Here is a 14869-nt window from a genome sequence, read left to right on the forward strand (position 1 = left end):
CGCCTGGCACGGCACCTCGCGGCGTTGCCGAAACGCCCGGATAGCTCCGCTATCAGGACGCTCCGGCGCCTTGCGATGCACCGCACCAGCCGCCGTGCCCTACCTGGCCCTGACCCACCGGACACGCCCTCGTCGCCGCCCTGGAGCAGTGGCCGGAGTCCGGCGTCCCCGACAACCCCGGGGCCTGGCTGATGGCCACCGCCCGGCACCGCGCCATCGATCTGGTGCGCCGCCGCGAGACGTACGCCCGCAAGCTCGCCGAGATGGGCCGCGACCCGCACGCCCGGCCCCGTGCGGAGGACCCCGGCGACGCCGACCCCGACTCCATCGACGACGACCTGCTGCAGCTGATGTTCACCGCCTGCCATCCGGTGCTCTCCACCGACGCCCGGATCGCCCTCACCCTGCGCCTGCTGGGCGGCCTCACCACCGAGGAGATCGCCCGCGCCTTCCTCACCTCCGAGGCGACGGTGGCCCAGCGGATCGTCCGCGCCAAACGGACGCTCGGCCGGGCCGGGGTCCCCTTCGAGGTGCCGTACGGCCCCGAGCGCACCGCCCGGCTCGGCTCGGTGCTGGAGGTGGTCTACCTGGTCTTCAACGAGGGCTACGCCGCCACCACCGGCGACGACTGGCTGCGCCCCGCGCTCTGCGAGGACGCGCTGCGGCTGGCCCGGATCCTCGCCGGACTGATGGAGCGCGAACCCGAGGTGCACGGTCTGGCCGCCCTGCTGGAGCTCCAGGCGTCCCGCACCGCCGCCCGCACCGGGCCGGACGGCTCCCCGGTCCTCCTCGCCGCCCAGGACCGCACCCGCTGGGACCGGCTGCTGATCCGCCGGGGCCTCGCCGCGCTGCTCCGCTCGGCGCAGACGGCCGCCCACGCCGGCACCGGACTCGGCCCCTACGGCCTCCAGGCCGCCATCGCCGCCTGCCACGCGCGGGCGCCGCGCTACGAGGACACCGACTGGCCCGCCATCGCCGCGCTCTACGGCCGGCTCGCCGCCCTCACCCCGTCCCCGGTGGTCGAGCTGAACCGGGCCGTCGCCGTCGCCATGGCCGAGGGCCCGGCCGCCGGACTCGCCCTGGTCGACGCCCTCGCCGCCGACCCCGCGCTCCGCGCCTACCACTTGCTGCCCAGCGTGCGCGGGGATCTGCTGGAGCGGATGGGGCGCACGGACGAGGCGCGCGCGGAGTTCGTCCGTGCGGCGGAGCTGACCCGCAACGCCCGGGAGCGGGCCCTGCTGCTGGACCGGGCCGGCCGATGAGTTCCGGGCTCCCCGCCGGTCTACCCCGTAGCGCGTTCCGCACCACCGAGTGAGGAGAAGACCATGCAGAAGGTCACCACGTTCCTGTGGTTCGAGAAGGGGCAGGCCGAGGAGGCGGCGGACCTCTACGTGTCCGTCGTCGGCGGCGACTCCCGTGTGCTGGAGGTGACCCGCTGGACGGCGGCCTCCCCCGGCGAGGAGGGCGCGGTGATGACCGTGCGGTTCCAGCTGGACGGCACCGAGTACATCGCCTTCGACGGCGGCCCCGAGTTCCCCTTCACCGAGGCCGTGTCGCTCTCCGTCGACTGCGCCTCGCAGGAGGAGGCCGACGAGCTGTGGGCGAAGCTCACGGCGGACGGCGGCGAGGAGGGCCAGTGCGGCTGGCTGAAGGACCGCTTCGGAGTGTCCTGGCAGATCGTGCCGCCGGGGCTCGGCGAGGCCCTGACCGACCCCGATCCGGAGAAGGCGGCACGGGCGATGAAGGCGATGATGGGCATGAGGCGCCTGGACATCGAGGCCCTGCGCAACGCCTGAGGCGTCCGGGCATCGGGGCCCTGCGCACCGCCTGAGGTGCCTGGGCATCGGGGCCCCGCGCAACGCCCGAGGGCCGGTGCGGTCCGGGTCCGGTGCTGGGTAGGGTCGGGGCCATGTCCCCCCGCCCGGCGCTGCCGCCGCCCCCGCCGCCCGTGGAGATACGCACCTGGCCCGACCGGGCGGCGCTGCTCGCCGACCGGGCCCATGTCCTCGCCGCGCTGGTGCGCGCGCACCTGGGCCCCGGCCGGTTCGCGCTCCTGTGGACGTGGGGGCTGCTCGCGGCGCTCGGCTGGTCGCTGACCGGGACCGCGCTCATCACCTTCGAGGAGTCCTACGACGTCGTCTCCGCGATCCTCGGCGTGGTGCTGATCGCCCTGGGCGCCGGCTGTCTGGTGCCCGCCGTGATCCTCGTGGTCGTGTGGCTGCGCCGGGACCGCGCGGTGCGCCGACTCCTCGTGCGGTGGGGGCGGTTGGACCGCGATCCGGCACGTGACGCCGCGCTGCGGCTGCCGGGTCCGAGCCTCGGCTGGCTGCTGCCCTCCTTCGCCCTCTGCGCCCTCGGGCTGTACGCCTGCGTCGTGGTGCCGGCGGGCGCGGTGCGCGGCCAGGACACGTACGGGCTGATGGCCCTGATCATGGGCCTCGGTCTCCTCTGCTGGCTCATCGGCCTCATCGGCGTCACCAAGGCGTTCTGGCACCGCCGTTGGGTTCTCACCCTCCTCGCGGGCGCCCCCGCTGCCCCCCGCGCCGAAGCGTCAACGGGCGGCGCCCACCGCTGAGTTCGGCCCTACCCTGGGTCGGTACGGAACACCGCAGGGGGAGGCGTCATGGAGTGGTACTGGTGGGTGCTCATCATCTTCTGGACGGGCGGATTCGGCTGGGTGGTCGACAACGTCCGCACGGCGCTGCGCAACCGGCACGCCCGCAGGCTCGAACTGCTGGAGGCCGATAGGCGGGAGCGGCTGGCCGTCGAGGCGGCGAACCGGCCGCCGGAGCCGGTCTGCGGCTGCACGCACCACCTCGCCAAGCACGACAAACAGGGCCGCTGCCACGAACGCGTCGAGGTGCCGACCGCCTGGGACGAGCAGAAGAAGCCGGTGCGCTTCGAGGCCGGGCAGTGCAACTGCCAGCAGTACGTGGGCCCGCAGCCGCTCTCGCGGGTGTACGCCGACGAGCTGACCGATCTCGGCTGAGCCCGCCCATCGCTACCGGTGGGCGGCCTCCGGGCCGGTCACCGGGCGGCCGACCAGCATCGTCGGCACGTCCGCGACCCGGGTCAGGAAGACCGTCGCCGCGTTCGGCCCCCGGAGCTTCATCTTCCGGCGCAGTTCCTCCGGTTCGACCGCCGAACCGCGCTTCTTGACCGTGAGGACCCCGACCTCCCGCTCCCGCAGCAGCGCCTTGAGCCGCTTGACGTGGAACGGCAGCCGGTCGGTGATCTCGTACCCGGCCGTGAACGGCGACTCGTACAGCTCGTCGGCCGTGACGTACGCGATCATCGGGTCGATCAGCCGGCCCCCGCAGCGCTCCACGATCTCCGCGACCAGATGCGCCCGGATCACCGCGCCGTCCGGCTCGTACAGATACCGGCCCACGGGGCCGACCGGCGGGGCGGGAAGCGCGGCCGGTGCGGACAGGGAGGCCCCGGACGGGAGCACCGTGGCGCGGAACGCCCCGGCCGTGAAGCCCTCGCCGAACCAGAGCACCGCCTCCTTCACCTCGCCCCCGTCCGAGATCCACTCGGCCTCCGCGTGCGGGTCGATCGCCTCGTGCGGGACCCCCGGGGCGATCTTCAGCGCGGCCCGGGGAGCCTTCAGCGCGGCCCCGGTCGCCCAGGACAGCGGCGGCGAGTACGCCTCCGGATCGAAGACCCGACCGCGCCCGCCGCGCCGGGCCGGATCGACGAACACCGCGTCGTACGGCCCGGTGTCGATGTCCGCGACGTCCGCGCACCGCACCTCGATCAGCCCGTCCAGTCCGAGGGCCGCCGCGTTGGCCCGCGCGACCTCGGCGGTCAGCGGATCGCGGTCCACGGCGAGCACCGCGATCCCGGCCCGCGCGAGGGCGATGGCGTCGCCGCCGACCCCGCAGCACAGATCCGCGACACGGCGCACCCCCGCCGCCGCGAACCGCCGCGCGCGGTAGGAGGCCACCGAGGTCCGGGTCGCCTGCTCCACCCCGTGGGGGGTGAAGAACATCCGGTGCGCGTCCTCGGCGCCGAACTTCGCCACCGCCCGCTGCCGCAGCCGGGCCTGCCCCAGGGCCGCCGAGACGAGCGCGGCCGGATGGTCGCGGCGCAGCCGGGTGGCGGTGGCCAGTTCGGCGGCGGGGTCGTGGTCGCGCAGCCCGGCCAGCAGCTCGGCCCCCTCGGGGGTGCGCAGGGCCCGGAAGGCGTCGAGGGCGTCGGAATCACCGGACGGGCCGGTCGGGGCGAGAGCGTTCACCCGCCCCATTGTGGGCCAGTCGGCTGCGCGCCAGCCGGGGGACCGTGCGCGGCGGGCGCTGTGTCGGCCCGGCGGTCCGGTTCGGGGCTGGCAGGATGCGGCGCCATGCAGCTAGTACGACAAAAGGAAGAATTCCCCATGAAGTGGCGCAGACCGGTTCAGGCGGCGGGCGGGCGGGGGCACGGACGGACCGGCGGCGGACATCCGAGGCACCGGCCCGCCTTCGCGGTCCTCGCCGCGCTGCTGGTCGCCGCCGTGGGCTCCGGCTGCGCGGCCGAGACCGGCGAGAAGCAGGTCACCGACCCCGCGCGGGCCGCCGCGGCCCGCGCCGGACAGCCCGGCGGACCCGCGGGCGGGCCCCCGGCCGGGGCGGCCGGCTCGGTCGCCGGACAGGCGGAGAAGGCGCGCAAGGCGCAGGCCGCGCGTGCGATCGCCGCCAAGAAGTGGGGGCTGGAGAAGACCCCGCTGACCGCGCCGCTTCCCCCGGCCGTCAAACCGCGCCTCACCACCCGCGAGGGCTTCGAGGTCGAGGGCGGTGACGCCTCGCTGCCGCCGGTCTTCACCACCGTCCCCACCAAGGAGAAGGTCGTCTTCCTGACGATGGACGACGGGGACGACAAGGACCCCGAGCTGATCAGGATGATGTCGGAGCTGAACATCCCGTACAGCGCCTTCCTCACCGACTACCTGGTGCGCGACGACTACGCCTACTTCAAGGAGGCCGAGGCCCGCGGCGCCGTCATCGGCAACCACACCCTCAACCACCGCTATCTGCCCGGTCTCTCGTACGCGGAGCAGAAGCGCGAGATCTGCGACCAGCAGGACATCCTCCAGCAGCAGTACGGCGAACGCCCCCGGCTCTTCCGGCCGCCGTACGGCAACTACAACGGCGACACCCTGCGCATCGCCAAGTCCTGCGGCGTCACCGCCGTACCGCTCTGGGCGGCCGAGGCGTTCCCCGACCGCATGGAGTGGCGCGAGGAGGACCGGGACCTGCACCCCGGCGACATCATCCTTACCCACTTCCGGGGCGCGAAGGACTGGAAGGGCAGCATGCCCGACCTGATCCGCTCCGTCATGAAGGTCGTCACCGACAAGGGCTACGCGGTGGCCCGGCTGGAGGACTACGTATGAGAAGCGCGCACCGGCTGCTGGCCGGACTGCTGACCGCCGGTGCGCTCCTCACCGCCACCACGGGGTGCGCGCAGTCGGTCGACCCGATCGAACGGCTGGGGCGCAAGGCCGCTCAGCGGATGAACCCCTCGCCCGCCGCGAAGCGGGTCCGGCCCGCCTCCGTGCGCGGGGACCACGGGGCGCCCGGGGCGATGGTCGTCGTCGCCTGCGGCCGTCCGGCGGCGGGCCCGGGGTCCGGGGCGCGGCCGGTCCACCGGTGGCCGGGGAGGCCCGGGGCGGAGACGGCCGGGGCGGCGCCCTCGGGGTGCGCCACGCGGTAGTGGCTGTGCCAGGACACCGGCGCCAGCACGCAGAAGACGCCCGCCGCGATCAGCTGCACGATGCCCGCCAGCGGCAGCCCGTGGCGCAGCAGCACCAGACCGATGAGGCAGACGGCCACGGCGAACGCGCCGAGGACGAGCGTGGTTGTCCAGTCCATCGGGGGCGGACCGGGGTCCGGGGGCGGCTGGAGGAAGTCCCGGTCCGGGCGGTCCGCGATGAAGACCACCATCCCGCAGGCCAGCGCCTCCAGGCCCGTGGTGAGCAGACCGGCCGTCAGGTCGAGGGCGTTCCGGACGAGGGAGCCGAGGCGGGCGGGGGCCGGGCGGGCGGTGCCGGGGACGGGAGGGCGCATGACGCCACCGTCCTCCGGAACGGACCGCCCGGCCCCCGCGTTGTCCCTACGGTGACCGGAACGTTGCGGGTGCGCAGCCGTGCGTACCGTCGCCCCGGAGGGGGATCCCGCGCCGCCACGAACGGCGCGCGTTGGCACTCCGCTTGACCGAGTGCTAATCGCGGTCATAGTCTCGGTTCTGGCACTCCCCGAGGGAGAGTGCCAGCAGTTCCGTGCGGCCAACCGGTCCGGCACCCGCGACGACGGGCCCATTCGGTCGCCACCCCATAATTTTGACCCCGTGAGATCTCCGAAGGGGGAGACCGGATCGTGTCGACCGCCAGCTCCAAGGTTGCGATCAAGCCGCTTGAGGACCGCATTGTGGTCCAGCCGCTCGACGCCGAGCAGACCACGGCCTCCGGCCTGGTTATTCCGGACACCGCCAAGGAGAAGCCCCAGGAGGGCGTCGTCCTGGCCGTTGGTCCGGGCCGCTTCGAGAACGGCGAGCGTCTGCCGCTCGACGTCAAGACCGGCGATGTCGTGCTGTACAGCAAGTACGGCGGCACCGAGGTGAAGTACAACGGCGAGGAGTACCTCGTCCTCTCGGCTCGCGACGTTCTCGCGATCATCGAGAAGTAAGTCACCCACCATCGCTTTTTTTCTGCGCCCCTGGCCCCCTGCGAAATGACTAGCCGGGCGGCAGGGGCGCAGTTCTTGTTTCGAGAGGACAGTTCAGCTCCATGGCGAAGATCCTGAAGTTCGACGAGGACGCCCGTCGCGCCCTCGAGCGCGGCGTCAACAAGCTTGCCGACACGGTCAAGGTGACGATCGGCCCCAAGGGCCGCAACGTCGTCATCGACAAGAAGTTCGGTGCCCCCACCATCACCAACGACGGTGTCACCATCGCGCGCGAGGTCGAGCTGGACGACCCGTACGAGAACCTCGGTGCCCAGCTGGTGAAGGAGGTCGCGACCAAGACCAACGACGTCGCGGGCGACGGCACCACCACCGCCACCGTCCTCGCCCAGGCGCTCGTCCGCGAGGGTCTGCGCAACGTCGCCGCCGGTGCCTCCCCGGCCGCCCTGAAGAAGGGCATCGACGCCGCGGTCAAGGCCGTGTCCGAGGAACTCCTCGCGACCGCCCGCCCGATCGACGACAAGTCCGACATCGCCGCCGTCGCCGCGCTGTCCGCGCAGGACCCGCAGGTCGGCGAGCTCATCGCGGACGCGATGGACAAGGTCGGCAAGGACGGCGTCATCACTGTCGAGGAGTCCAACACCTTCGGTCTGGACCTCGACTTCACCGAGGGCATGGCCTTCGACAAGGGCTACCTGTCGCCGTACATGGTGACCGACCAGGAGCGTATGGAGGCCGTCCTCGACGACCCGTACATCCTGATCCACCAGGGCAAGATCGGCTCCATCCAGGAGCTGCTGCCGCTCCTGGAGAAGGTCATCCAGGCCGGTGGCTCCAAGCCGCTGCTGATCATCGCCGAGGACGTCGAGGGCGAGGCCCTGTCGACCCTGGTCGTCAACAAGATCCGCGGCACCTTCAACGCCGTCGCGGTGAAGGCTCCGGGCTTCGGTGACCGCCGCAAGGCCATGCTCGGCGACATCGCCACCCTCACCGGTGCGACCGTCATCGCCGAGGAGGTCGGCCTCAAGCTCGACCAGGCCGGTCTGGACGTGCTGGGCACCGCCCGCCGCGTGACCGTCTCCAAGGACGACACCACCATCGTCGACGGTGGCGGCAAGGCCGACGAGGTCGCCGGCCGCGTCAACCAGATCAAGGCCGAGATCGAGGCCACGGACTCCGACTGGGACCGCGAGAAGCTCCAGGAGCGTCTGGCGAAGCTGGCCGGCGGTGTCTGCGTGATCCGCGTCGGTGCGGCCACCGAGGTGGAGCTCAAGGAGAAGAAGCACCGTCTGGAGGACGCCATCTCCGCGACCCGCGCCGCGGTCGAGGAGGGCATCGTCTCCGGTGGTGGCTCCGCCATCGTCCACGCCGTCAAGGTCCTGGAGGGCAACCTCGGCAAGACCGGCGACGAGGCCACGGGTGTCGCGGTCGTCCGCCGCGCCGCCGTCGAGCCGCTGCGCTGGATCGCCGAGAACGCCGGCCTCGAGGGCTACGTCATCACCTCGAAGGTGTCCGAGCTCGACAAGGGTCAGGGCTTCAACGCCGCCACCGGCGAGTACGGCGACCTGGTGAAGGCCGGCGTCATCGACCCGGTCAAGGTCACCCGCTCCGCCCTGGAGAACGCCGCCTCCATCGCCTCCCTGCTGCTCACGACCGAGACCCTGGTCGTCGAGAAGCCGGCCGAGGAGGAGCCGGAGGCCGGTCACGGCCACGGCCACGCGCACTGACGCACGGCACCCTCCGCATACAGCGGTGAGGCCCGGCACCCCTCGGGGTGCCGGGCCTTGTGCGTGCCGCGCTCGGGTCCTACCGCGGCCCGTACTTGCGGCCGGTACGGGACGTGACCCCGCCGAGCAGTCCGCGCGGCGTCACCTTCACCAGCCCCATGAGCGCCTTGTACCGGGGGTCGGGAACCGACAGCGACTTCCCCCGCGCCAGGTCCGCCAGCGCCGTCGCCACCAGCTTGTCGGCGTCCAGCCACATCCAGCCCGGGATGTTCTCCGTGCCCATCCCGGCCCGCTGGTGGAACTCCGTACGGACGAAGCCGGGGCAGAGCGCCATCAGCCGCACCCCCGAACCGGCCAGGTCGCGCGCCGCGCCCTGGGTGAACTGCACGACCCATGCCTTCGACGCCCCGTAGGTGCCGCGCGGCACGAACGCGGCGACGGACGCCACGTTGACGACCCCGCCCCTGCCCCGCTCCCGCATCGCCGCCGAGGCCGCCGAGGTCAGCCGCAGCACCGCCTCGCAGTGCACCTTGAGCATCGTCAGCTCGTCGGCCATCGGGACATCGAGGAACTGGCCCTTGTTGCCGAACCCGGCGTTGTTGACCAGCAGATCGACCGGGCGGGCGGCATCGGCGAGCCGCCTCTCGACCGAGGCGATCCCCTCGTCCCGGGACAGGTCGGCGGTCAGCACCTCGGCCTCGACGCCGTGCCGGTCGTGGAGTTCGGTGGCCTGCTCCCGCAGCCGTTCGGTGTCGCGGGCCACCAGCACGAGATCGTGGCCCCGGGCCGCGAGCCGCCGTGCGAAGGCGGCCCCGATGCCCGCGGTCGCGCCCGTAATCAGTGCAGTCGTCATACGCGGCACGTTAACGCGTGTCCCCGTGGTCCCTGTGCGTCCCCGGGGTTCCGGCCCGTTCTCCCTGGTCGACCACGACGAACTGGCCCATCATCCCGGTGTCCTCGTGGGAGAGCAGATGGCAGTGGTACATGTACGGGGTGTCAGGATCGGCGGGTCCGTCGAAGCGCAGGGCGAGCTTCACGGTGGTGCCCATCGGGACCGCCACTGTGTCCTTCCGGCCGCGCAACTCCGGCGCCGGGGGCCGCCCGTTCACCTCCAGGACCCTGAACTGCACGTCGTGGATGTGGAAGTTGTGCGTCATGTCGCCGCCGTTGCGGACCGTCCAGGTCTCCGTGGTGCCGCGCACCACCGTCTCGTCGACCCGGTCCATGGCCATCGGCTTCCCGTTGATGCCGGACCGGCGCAGCTCGAAGTACCGTCCGTGCGCGGCGTCTTCGCCGTCGGGCAGCTCCAGCCCCGGCTCGCCGAGCGCGGCGGGCACGGCGGGGGAGGAGCGCAGGGTCTTCGCCGCGCGCAGTTGCAGGACGTCGAAGGAGTCGTCGCCCCCGTTGAACCGCTTCTCCCAGAAGTCGCCCCGGCGCCACGGATAGCTGCGCAGCACGGTCCGCTCGCCCGGCCGCATCGTCACGACGACCTCGGCGCGCTCGCCGGGCGAGAGCTGGATCCGGTCCAGGGGGGCGGGCTTCTCCAGCAGTCCGCCGTCCGTGGCGATCAGGTCGAAGGAGCGGTTGTCGTCGAAGCCGAAGGTGTAGACGCGGGCGGTGGACGCGTTGAGCAGCCGCAGGCGCACGCGTTCGTCGCGGACCTCGGCGTAGGGGCCGAGGATGCCGTTGACCAGCGTCCGGTCCCCGAGGAAGCCGGTGTTGGCGAGGAAGGAGTGCCCGTGGTCAAGGCGGTCCCCGTCGAAGCGGACGTCCTGCACGATGACCGGCAGGTCGTCCACGCCGTACGTCTCCGGCAGCGCGAGGTCCCCGGAACGGTCGTCGTCGAGCAGGAACATCCCGGCCAGTCCGCGCTGGACGTGCCGTTCGGTCGCCCCGTGCGGATGCGGGTGGTACCAGAGGGTCGCGGCCGGCTGGTCGACCGTCCACGACGGCGACCAGCTCCCGCCCGCCGCCACCATCTGATGCGGTCCGCCGTCCATCGCGGCGGGCAGGTGCATGCCGTGCCAGTGCACGGTGGACGCCTCGTCCAGGGCGTTGCGCACCCGTACCTTCACGCGCTCACCGCGCTTCGCGCGCAGTGTCGGCCCCAGATAGCTGCCGTTGAACCCCCAGGTCGGCGTCGCCCTGCCGGGCCGGAACTCCGTCTCGCCCGACTGCATCCGGAGGTCGAAGACCCGGGTGCCGTCCGCCGTCACGGTGGACGGCGCCAGGGGCGGCACGGACAGCCGCCGGTCGAAGGCGACCTTTCCCACCGTGCTCACATCGGCCCGCGTCCACAGCCAGGCGAACCCGCCGCCGACCGCCGCCCCCAGTACCCCCAGCACCACGGCCACCGTGATCAGCACCCGCCGCAGCCGCCGCCGTCCCCTGCTCTTCTCCATGACGTCCAGGCTTCCGCCCCCGGGCACCCCGGCGCATGGGGCCGATCCCTGACGTGCCCCTGACCGGGCCCCTAGGCGGTGGGGGCGGACGGCTCAGGAGACCGTCGCGCGCTTCTCCTCGTACGCACGCGCCGCGCGCAGCGATTCGGGGTGCAGGGCCTCGCCGGCCGCGAGGATGCGCGGCAGCAGGTCGCGCCGGGTGGTGACGGCCCGGAACTGCATCTCGACCGTCACCTCGTGGTCGGGGCGGTGCACGATCTCCACCGGATCGCCCGCCCGGATGCTGCCCGGAGCGATCACCCGCAGGTACGCCCCGGGGGCGCCGGCCTGCGTGAACCGCTTGACCCAGCGCTCGGCGCCGAGGTGGCCGGCGAAGGTGCGGCAGGGGATCCGGCCGGAGGTCACCTCCAGGACCAGTTCGCCGCCGATCCGCCAGCGCTCCCCGATCAGCGCGCCGCTGACGGCCAGCCCGCGCGTGGTCAGGTTCTCGCCGAAGGCGCCGTTGGCCAGCGGACGGCCCAGCACCCGTTCCCAGGCGTCGAGTTCCTCGCGCGCGAAGGCGTAGACGGCCTGGTCGGAGCCGCCGTGGTGGCGCAGGTCGCAGACGGCGTCCCCGGCGACGCCGCTGCCGCCCGCACCCTTGGCGCCGGGGTCCTGGACCCGGACGGGACCGTCCACCGGGCGCTTGTCGATCCCGGTGGTGCCGCTCGGGGAGTCGGTGTGGGAGGACTTCTCGGGGCGGCCCGCGTTCACGGTCAGCACAGTCATCGCGTTCATGCCTGCACGCTAGCGACTCCTGACCCAAAGTTGCTGGCCAATAATTCGCACTCCACCCAAGCGTCACTTATGGTTGAAGGGTGATCGAAGCCCGTCATCTCCGCGTCCTGCGCGCCGTGGCCACCACCGGTTCCTTCTCCGCTGCGGCCCGCGAGCTGGGCTGCACCCAGCCCGCCGTGAGCCAGCAGATGAAGGCCCTGGAGGCATCGGCCGGCACCCCGCTGCTGATCCGCACCGGACGCGAGATGCGCCTGACCCAGGCCGGTGCGGCGCTGGTGCGCCACGCCTCGGGCATCCTGGCCGGGCTCACCGCGGCCGAGGAGGAGGTCGCCGCCATCGCCGGACTGCGGGCCGGCCGGGTTCGGCTGGTCTCCTTCCCGAGCGGCAGCTCCGGCCTGGTGCCGGGCGCCCTCGCGGCGCTGCGGGCCGCCCACCCCGGCACCCGGGTCTCCCTGGTCGAGGCCGAACCGCCCCGCTCGGTGGAGATGCTGCGCGAGGGCGACTGCGACATCGCGCTGGCCTTCCGCTACGGCACCCAGGGCGCCGAATGGGAGGACCTGGTGGTCCGGCCGCTGCTCACCGACCGGCTGACCGGCCTGGTCCCGGACGGGCACGCGCTGGCGGAGCGGACCGAGGTGGGCATCGGCGAACTGGCCGGGGAATCGTGGATCGCGGGCTGCCCGCGCTGCCGGCGCCAGCTCGTGGAGGTCTGCGAGGAGTCCGGCTTCACCCCGCGCATCGACTTCGCCACCGACGACTATCCGGCGGTGGTCGGGCTGGTGGGCGCCGGGCTCGGAGTGGCGGTGCTGCCCGCGCTCGCGATCGAGTCGGTACGGCCGATGGGGGCCAGGACCGTCACGGTGGAGCCGGCCATCGAGCGCGAGATCGTCGCGCTGACCCTGCCCGATCTGGCGCAGGTGCCGGCCGTGGCGGCCACCCTGGACCAGCTCTCCCTGGCGGCTGCCCGCTGAGCGTGTGCCCATGGTGCGGCGATGCGGTGAAGAAACGTTTCCTTCCGGCTGTCGTGCGGAAGGGTCAGCCGTGTCCCGGAGGGGACGCGGGTGCGGCGGCCGTGATCAGCCGGTTGCGGGCGCGGCCCATCAGTTCTTCGCGCTCGTCCTCGGTCAGGCCGCCCCACACCCCGTAGGGCTCGCGTACGGCGAGCGCGTGGGCCGCGCACTCGGCGCGCACCGGGCACCGCATGCAGACCTCCTTGGCCGAGGTCTCGCGGGCGCTCCGGGCGGCCCCGCGTTCCCCCTCGGGGTGGAAGAAGAGCGAGCTGTCGACTCCTCGGCAGGCCGCCAGCAGCTGCCAGTCCCACAGATCGGCGTTGGGTCCGGGAAGGCGGGAGAAATCTGCCATTGCTTGTCTCCTCGAAACCGTGCTGAGTCGGAAGCGTCGTGGTCATCGTCTGAGACTGTGCCCATGACCGTACATCTATGGTGCTAGTAGATGTAAATATGACTGATTGCGAATCTAGCCACAGACACCAGCAAAAGGGAAGAAAACCCGCTAAATGGGGCATACGTTCCCGAGGAGTTTCGGTTGACGGCTGAACGAACCCGTGGCGTTCTCCTCCGTGCACGTCTCCTCACGTAGAGTGCCGAACTCGGTTGTCCGACCCGTAACTCTTTCGAGTGACCATCGTTGAGAGGGCGGAAGCGGTTGACAGAGAAAGCGATCGGGCAGGTGTCCGAGAGCGTCAACCGCACAGGTGACGACTTGTAACAGCCTGGAGGCTCAAGGTGACGCGCATCAGCTGCGGAGGGCGGTCATGACTTCCGTCCTCGTCTGCGACGACTCCCCGCTTGCCCGAGAAGCGCTCCGTCGCGCGGTCGCGACCGTGCCCGGCGTCGAGCGTGTGACGACGGCGGCCAACGGCGAGGAAGTCCTCCGCCGCTGGGGCGCCGACCGTTCGGATCTGATTCTGATGGATGTGCGCATGCCCGGACTGGGGGGTGTGGAGACCGTCCGGCGGCTCCTCTCCGCCGATCCGGGGGCGCGGATCATCATGCTGACCGTCGCGGAGGACCTGGACGGCGTCGCGCTCGCGGTCGCCGCGGGGGCCCGCGGCTATCTGCACAAGGACGCCTCCCGGGCCGAGCTCCGGGCGACCGTCACCCAGGCGCTGGCCGATCCGACGTGGCGGCTCGCCCCGCGCCGGCTGCGGTCGGCCGAGATGGGGGCGGCGCCCACGCTCACCGCCCGCGAGATCCAGGTCCTCGAAGGGATGAGCCACGGCCGCTCCAACGCGGAGATCGGGCGCGAGCTGTTCCTCTCCGAGGACACCGTGAAGACCCACGCCCGGCGGCTCTTCAAGAAGCTCGGCGCCTCGGACCGCGCGCACGCCGTGGCGCTCGGCTTCCGCTGGGGCCTGGTCCGTTGAGAGACCGGCCGTGACCGGCCGCCGCATCCACACCCCGTCCGCAAGCCGGCGGACGGGGAGACACGGGCAGCCCCCCGTCCGGAGGGGTCCGGCCCCGGCCGCACCCCGCCGCCACGGCGGCATGTGACGCTTCCCGGCCGATGACGCATCCTTGATACGTGGAGTTCCTCGGGAACGATTCGGTCGAGCGGAAGGGGAGGGCGCAGGACATGACTTCCGGCGCACCCGCTCATAACGCTTCGGTGCACAACTACGGACGCGGTGCCGCGGACGGCACCGCGCCGGGGCACCATGGTTCGATGCGCGACGACGGAACGACGGTGATCGGTGCTCTGGTGCACCGTGCCGTCGAGGGGGACGCGCAGGCCACGCACGATCTGCTGGCGCATGTCCACCCCCTCGCGCTGCGCTACTGCCGGTCCCGGCTGAACCGGCTGCCCGGTGACGCCCGCCACTTCGTGGAGGACCTGGCCCAGGAGGTCTGCGTGGCGGTGCTGATGGCGCTGCCGCGCTACAAGGACACCGGCAGGCCCTTCGAAGCCTTCGTCTTCGCCATCGCCGGCCACAAGGTGGCCGATCTCCAGCGGGCCGCGATGCGGCACCCGGGATCGACCGCCGTGCCCTCCGACGAGATGCCGGAGCGGCCGGACGACTCCCTCGGCCCCGAGGAGCGCGCCCTGCTCAGCAGCGATGCCGCCTGGGCCAAGAAGCTTCTCGCCAACCTTCCGGAGAACCAGCGGGAGCTGCTGGTCCTCCGGGTCGCCGTCGGGCTCACCGCCGAGGAGACCGGGCAGATGCTCGGCATGTCCCCGGGCGCGGTCCGGGTCGCCCAGCACCGCGCCCTCAGCCGGCTGAGGGCCCTCGCGGAACAGTGAACCGGGCCGTCGGAGGCGTACGCCACCGCCGTAGGAAGCT

15 protein-coding genes and 1 pseudogene are annotated in these 14869 nt (G+C 72.5%); 10 read left to right on the plus strand and 6 right to left on the minus strand.

Annotation, left to right across the window (positions count from 1 at the left end; all coding sequences use genetic code 11):
- Positions 1-125: 125 nt before the first annotated feature.
- From ACWCXC_RS24420 to ACWCXC_RS24435, 4 genes and pseudogenes are all read left to right on the plus strand, one after another.
- Positions 126-1262 (plus strand): annotated as a pseudogene (locus tag ACWCXC_RS24420) (RNA polymerase sigma factor); the annotation flags it as partial.
- 63 nt (positions 1263-1325) lie between these two features.
- Positions 1326-1796 (plus strand): VOC family protein, encoded by a 471-nt coding sequence (locus ACWCXC_RS24425; protein WP_450683865.1) that lies wholly within the window; start codon positions 1326-1328, stop codon positions 1794-1796.
- 113 nt (positions 1797-1909) lie between these two features.
- Positions 1910-2575 carry a hypothetical protein gene (locus tag ACWCXC_RS24430; RefSeq protein WP_450890534.1) on the plus strand — a complete coding sequence of 222 codons (666 nt, stop codon included), beginning with the start codon at positions 1910-1912 and terminating at the stop codon, positions 2573-2575.
- Positions 2576-2623: 48 nt separating this feature from the next.
- A complete protein-coding gene (locus ACWCXC_RS24435; RefSeq protein WP_450890535.1) occupies positions 2624-2989 on the plus strand; it encodes a hypothetical protein in 366 nt (121 codons plus the stop codon).
- Between the two features lie 12 nt (positions 2990-3001).
- Here ACWCXC_RS24435 and ACWCXC_RS24440 read toward each other — a convergent pair whose 3' ends face one another.
- The gene (locus ACWCXC_RS24440; protein WP_450890536.1) at positions 3002-4249 is read right to left on the minus strand and encodes a class I SAM-dependent methyltransferase; all 1248 of its coding nucleotides are present in this window, start codon (positions 4247-4249) and stop codon (positions 3002-3004) included.
- Positions 4250-4345: 96 nt separating this feature from the next.
- Between ACWCXC_RS24440 and ACWCXC_RS24445 the strand changes: the two genes are divergently transcribed.
- Positions 4346-5374, plus strand: a complete 1029-nt coding sequence (locus ACWCXC_RS24445) for a polysaccharide deacetylase family protein (protein ID WP_450890537.1) — start codon at positions 4346-4348, stop codon at positions 5372-5374.
- Between the two features lie 112 nt (positions 5375-5486).
- Here ACWCXC_RS24445 and ACWCXC_RS24450 read toward each other — a convergent pair whose 3' ends face one another.
- On the minus strand, positions 5487-6047 hold the full coding sequence (locus tag ACWCXC_RS24450; RefSeq protein ID WP_450683870.1) for a hypothetical protein: 561 nt from the start codon (positions 6045-6047) through the stop codon (positions 5487-5489).
- Between the two features lie 309 nt (positions 6048-6356).
- Between ACWCXC_RS24450 and groES the strand changes: the two genes are divergently transcribed.
- A complete protein-coding gene (gene groES / locus ACWCXC_RS24455) occupies positions 6357-6665 on the plus strand; it encodes a co-chaperone GroES (protein WP_018101172.1) in 309 nt (102 codons plus the stop codon).
- Between the two features lie 101 nt (positions 6666-6766).
- Entirely contained in the window at positions 6767-8389 is a 1623-nt protein-coding gene (gene groL, locus ACWCXC_RS24460) for a chaperonin GroEL (RefSeq protein ID WP_450683871.1), read from the plus strand.
- Positions 8390-8468: 79 nt separating this feature from the next.
- On the opposite strand, the gene ACWCXC_RS24465 is transcribed toward groL, so the two are convergent.
- The 3 genes from ACWCXC_RS24465 to ACWCXC_RS24475 all read right to left on the minus strand — a co-directional run bounded on the left by ACWCXC_RS24465 (position 8469) and on the right by ACWCXC_RS24475 (position 11559).
- Positions 8469-9242: an SDR family NAD(P)-dependent oxidoreductase gene (locus tag ACWCXC_RS24465; protein ID WP_450683872.1), complete on the minus strand. Its 774-nt coding sequence runs from the start codon at positions 9240-9242 to the stop codon at positions 8469-8471.
- Between the two features lie 10 nt (positions 9243-9252).
- On the minus strand, positions 9253-10791 hold the full coding sequence (locus tag ACWCXC_RS24470; protein ID WP_450890538.1) for a multicopper oxidase family protein: 1539 nt from the start codon (positions 10789-10791) through the stop codon (positions 9253-9255).
- A gap of 93 nt (positions 10792-10884) precedes the next feature.
- A complete protein-coding gene (locus ACWCXC_RS24475) occupies positions 10885-11559 on the minus strand; it encodes an MOSC domain-containing protein (RefSeq protein WP_450890578.1) in 675 nt (224 codons plus the stop codon).
- Between the two features lie 89 nt (positions 11560-11648).
- Here ACWCXC_RS24475 and ACWCXC_RS24480 point away from each other — a divergent pair, with 89 nt between their 5' ends.
- Positions 11649-12539, plus strand: a complete 891-nt coding sequence (locus ACWCXC_RS24480) for a LysR family transcriptional regulator (RefSeq protein WP_450683874.1) — start codon at positions 11649-11651, stop codon at positions 12537-12539.
- Between the two features lie 64 nt (positions 12540-12603).
- Here the strand turns inward: ACWCXC_RS24480 and ACWCXC_RS24485 are convergent, their stop codons facing one another.
- Positions 12604-12930, minus strand: a complete 327-nt coding sequence (locus ACWCXC_RS24485) for a WhiB family transcriptional regulator (RefSeq protein WP_018101161.1) — start codon at positions 12928-12930, stop codon at positions 12604-12606.
- A gap of 412 nt (positions 12931-13342) precedes the next feature.
- Here ACWCXC_RS24485 and ACWCXC_RS24490 point away from each other — a divergent pair, with 412 nt between their 5' ends.
- Positions 13343-13954: a response regulator transcription factor gene (locus tag ACWCXC_RS24490; RefSeq protein WP_003948568.1), complete on the plus strand. Its 612-nt coding sequence runs from the start codon at positions 13343-13345 to the stop codon at positions 13952-13954.
- Positions 13955-14253: 299 nt separating this feature from the next.
- Complete coding sequence (locus ACWCXC_RS24495) at positions 14254-14829, plus strand: sigma-70 family RNA polymerase sigma factor (RefSeq protein ID WP_018101160.1); 576 nt, start codon at positions 14254-14256, stop codon at positions 14827-14829.
- The last annotated feature ends 40 nt before the right edge of the window (positions 14830-14869 follow it).

This window comes from Streptomyces sp. NPDC001515 (assembly GCF_053597115.1).

Bases quoted from the DNA above. Each gene is read 5' to 3' on its own strand.
- ACWCXC_RS24465 (WP_450683872.1), bottom strand. From the start codon at position 9,242: ATGACGACTGCACTGATTACGGGCGCGACCGCGGGCATCGGGGCCGCC.
- ACWCXC_RS24425 (WP_450683865.1), top strand. From the start codon at position 1,326: ATGCAGAAGGTCACCACGTTCCTGTGGTTCGAGAAGGGGCAGGCCGAG.
- ACWCXC_RS24475 (WP_450890578.1), bottom strand. From the start codon at position 11,559: ATGACTGTGCTGACCGTGAACGCGGGCCGCCCCGAGAAGTCCTCCCAC.
- ACWCXC_RS24450 (WP_450683870.1), bottom strand. From the start codon at position 6,047: ATGCGCCCTCCCGTCCCCGGCACCGCCCGCCCGGCCCCCGCCCGCCTC.
- ACWCXC_RS24435 (WP_450890535.1), top strand. From the start codon at position 2,624: ATGGAGTGGTACTGGTGGGTGCTCATCATCTTCTGGACGGGCGGATTC.
- groL (WP_450683871.1), top strand. From the start codon at position 6,767: ATGGCGAAGATCCTGAAGTTCGACGAGGACGCCCGTCGCGCCCTCGAG.
- ACWCXC_RS24470 (WP_450890538.1), bottom strand. From the start codon at position 10,791: ATGGAGAAGAGCAGGGGACGGCGGCGGCTGCGGCGGGTGCTGATCACG.
- ACWCXC_RS24495 (WP_018101160.1), top strand. From the start codon at position 14,254: ATGCGCGACGACGGAACGACGGTGATCGGTGCTCTGGTGCACCGTGCC.
- ACWCXC_RS24490 (WP_003948568.1), top strand. From the start codon at position 13,343: ATGACTTCCGTCCTCGTCTGCGACGACTCCCCGCTTGCCCGAGAAGCG.
- ACWCXC_RS24440 (WP_450890536.1), bottom strand. From the start codon at position 4,249: ATGGGGCGGGTGAACGCTCTCGCCCCGACCGGCCCGTCCGGTGATTCC.
- ACWCXC_RS24485 (WP_018101161.1), bottom strand. From the start codon at position 12,930: ATGGCAGATTTCTCCCGCCTTCCCGGACCCAACGCCGATCTGTGGGAC.
- ACWCXC_RS24430 (WP_450890534.1), top strand. From the start codon at position 1,910: ATGTCCCCCCGCCCGGCGCTGCCGCCGCCCCCGCCGCCCGTGGAGATA.
- ACWCXC_RS24445 (WP_450890537.1), top strand. From the start codon at position 4,346: ATGCAGCTAGTACGACAAAAGGAAGAATTCCCCATGAAGTGGCGCAGA.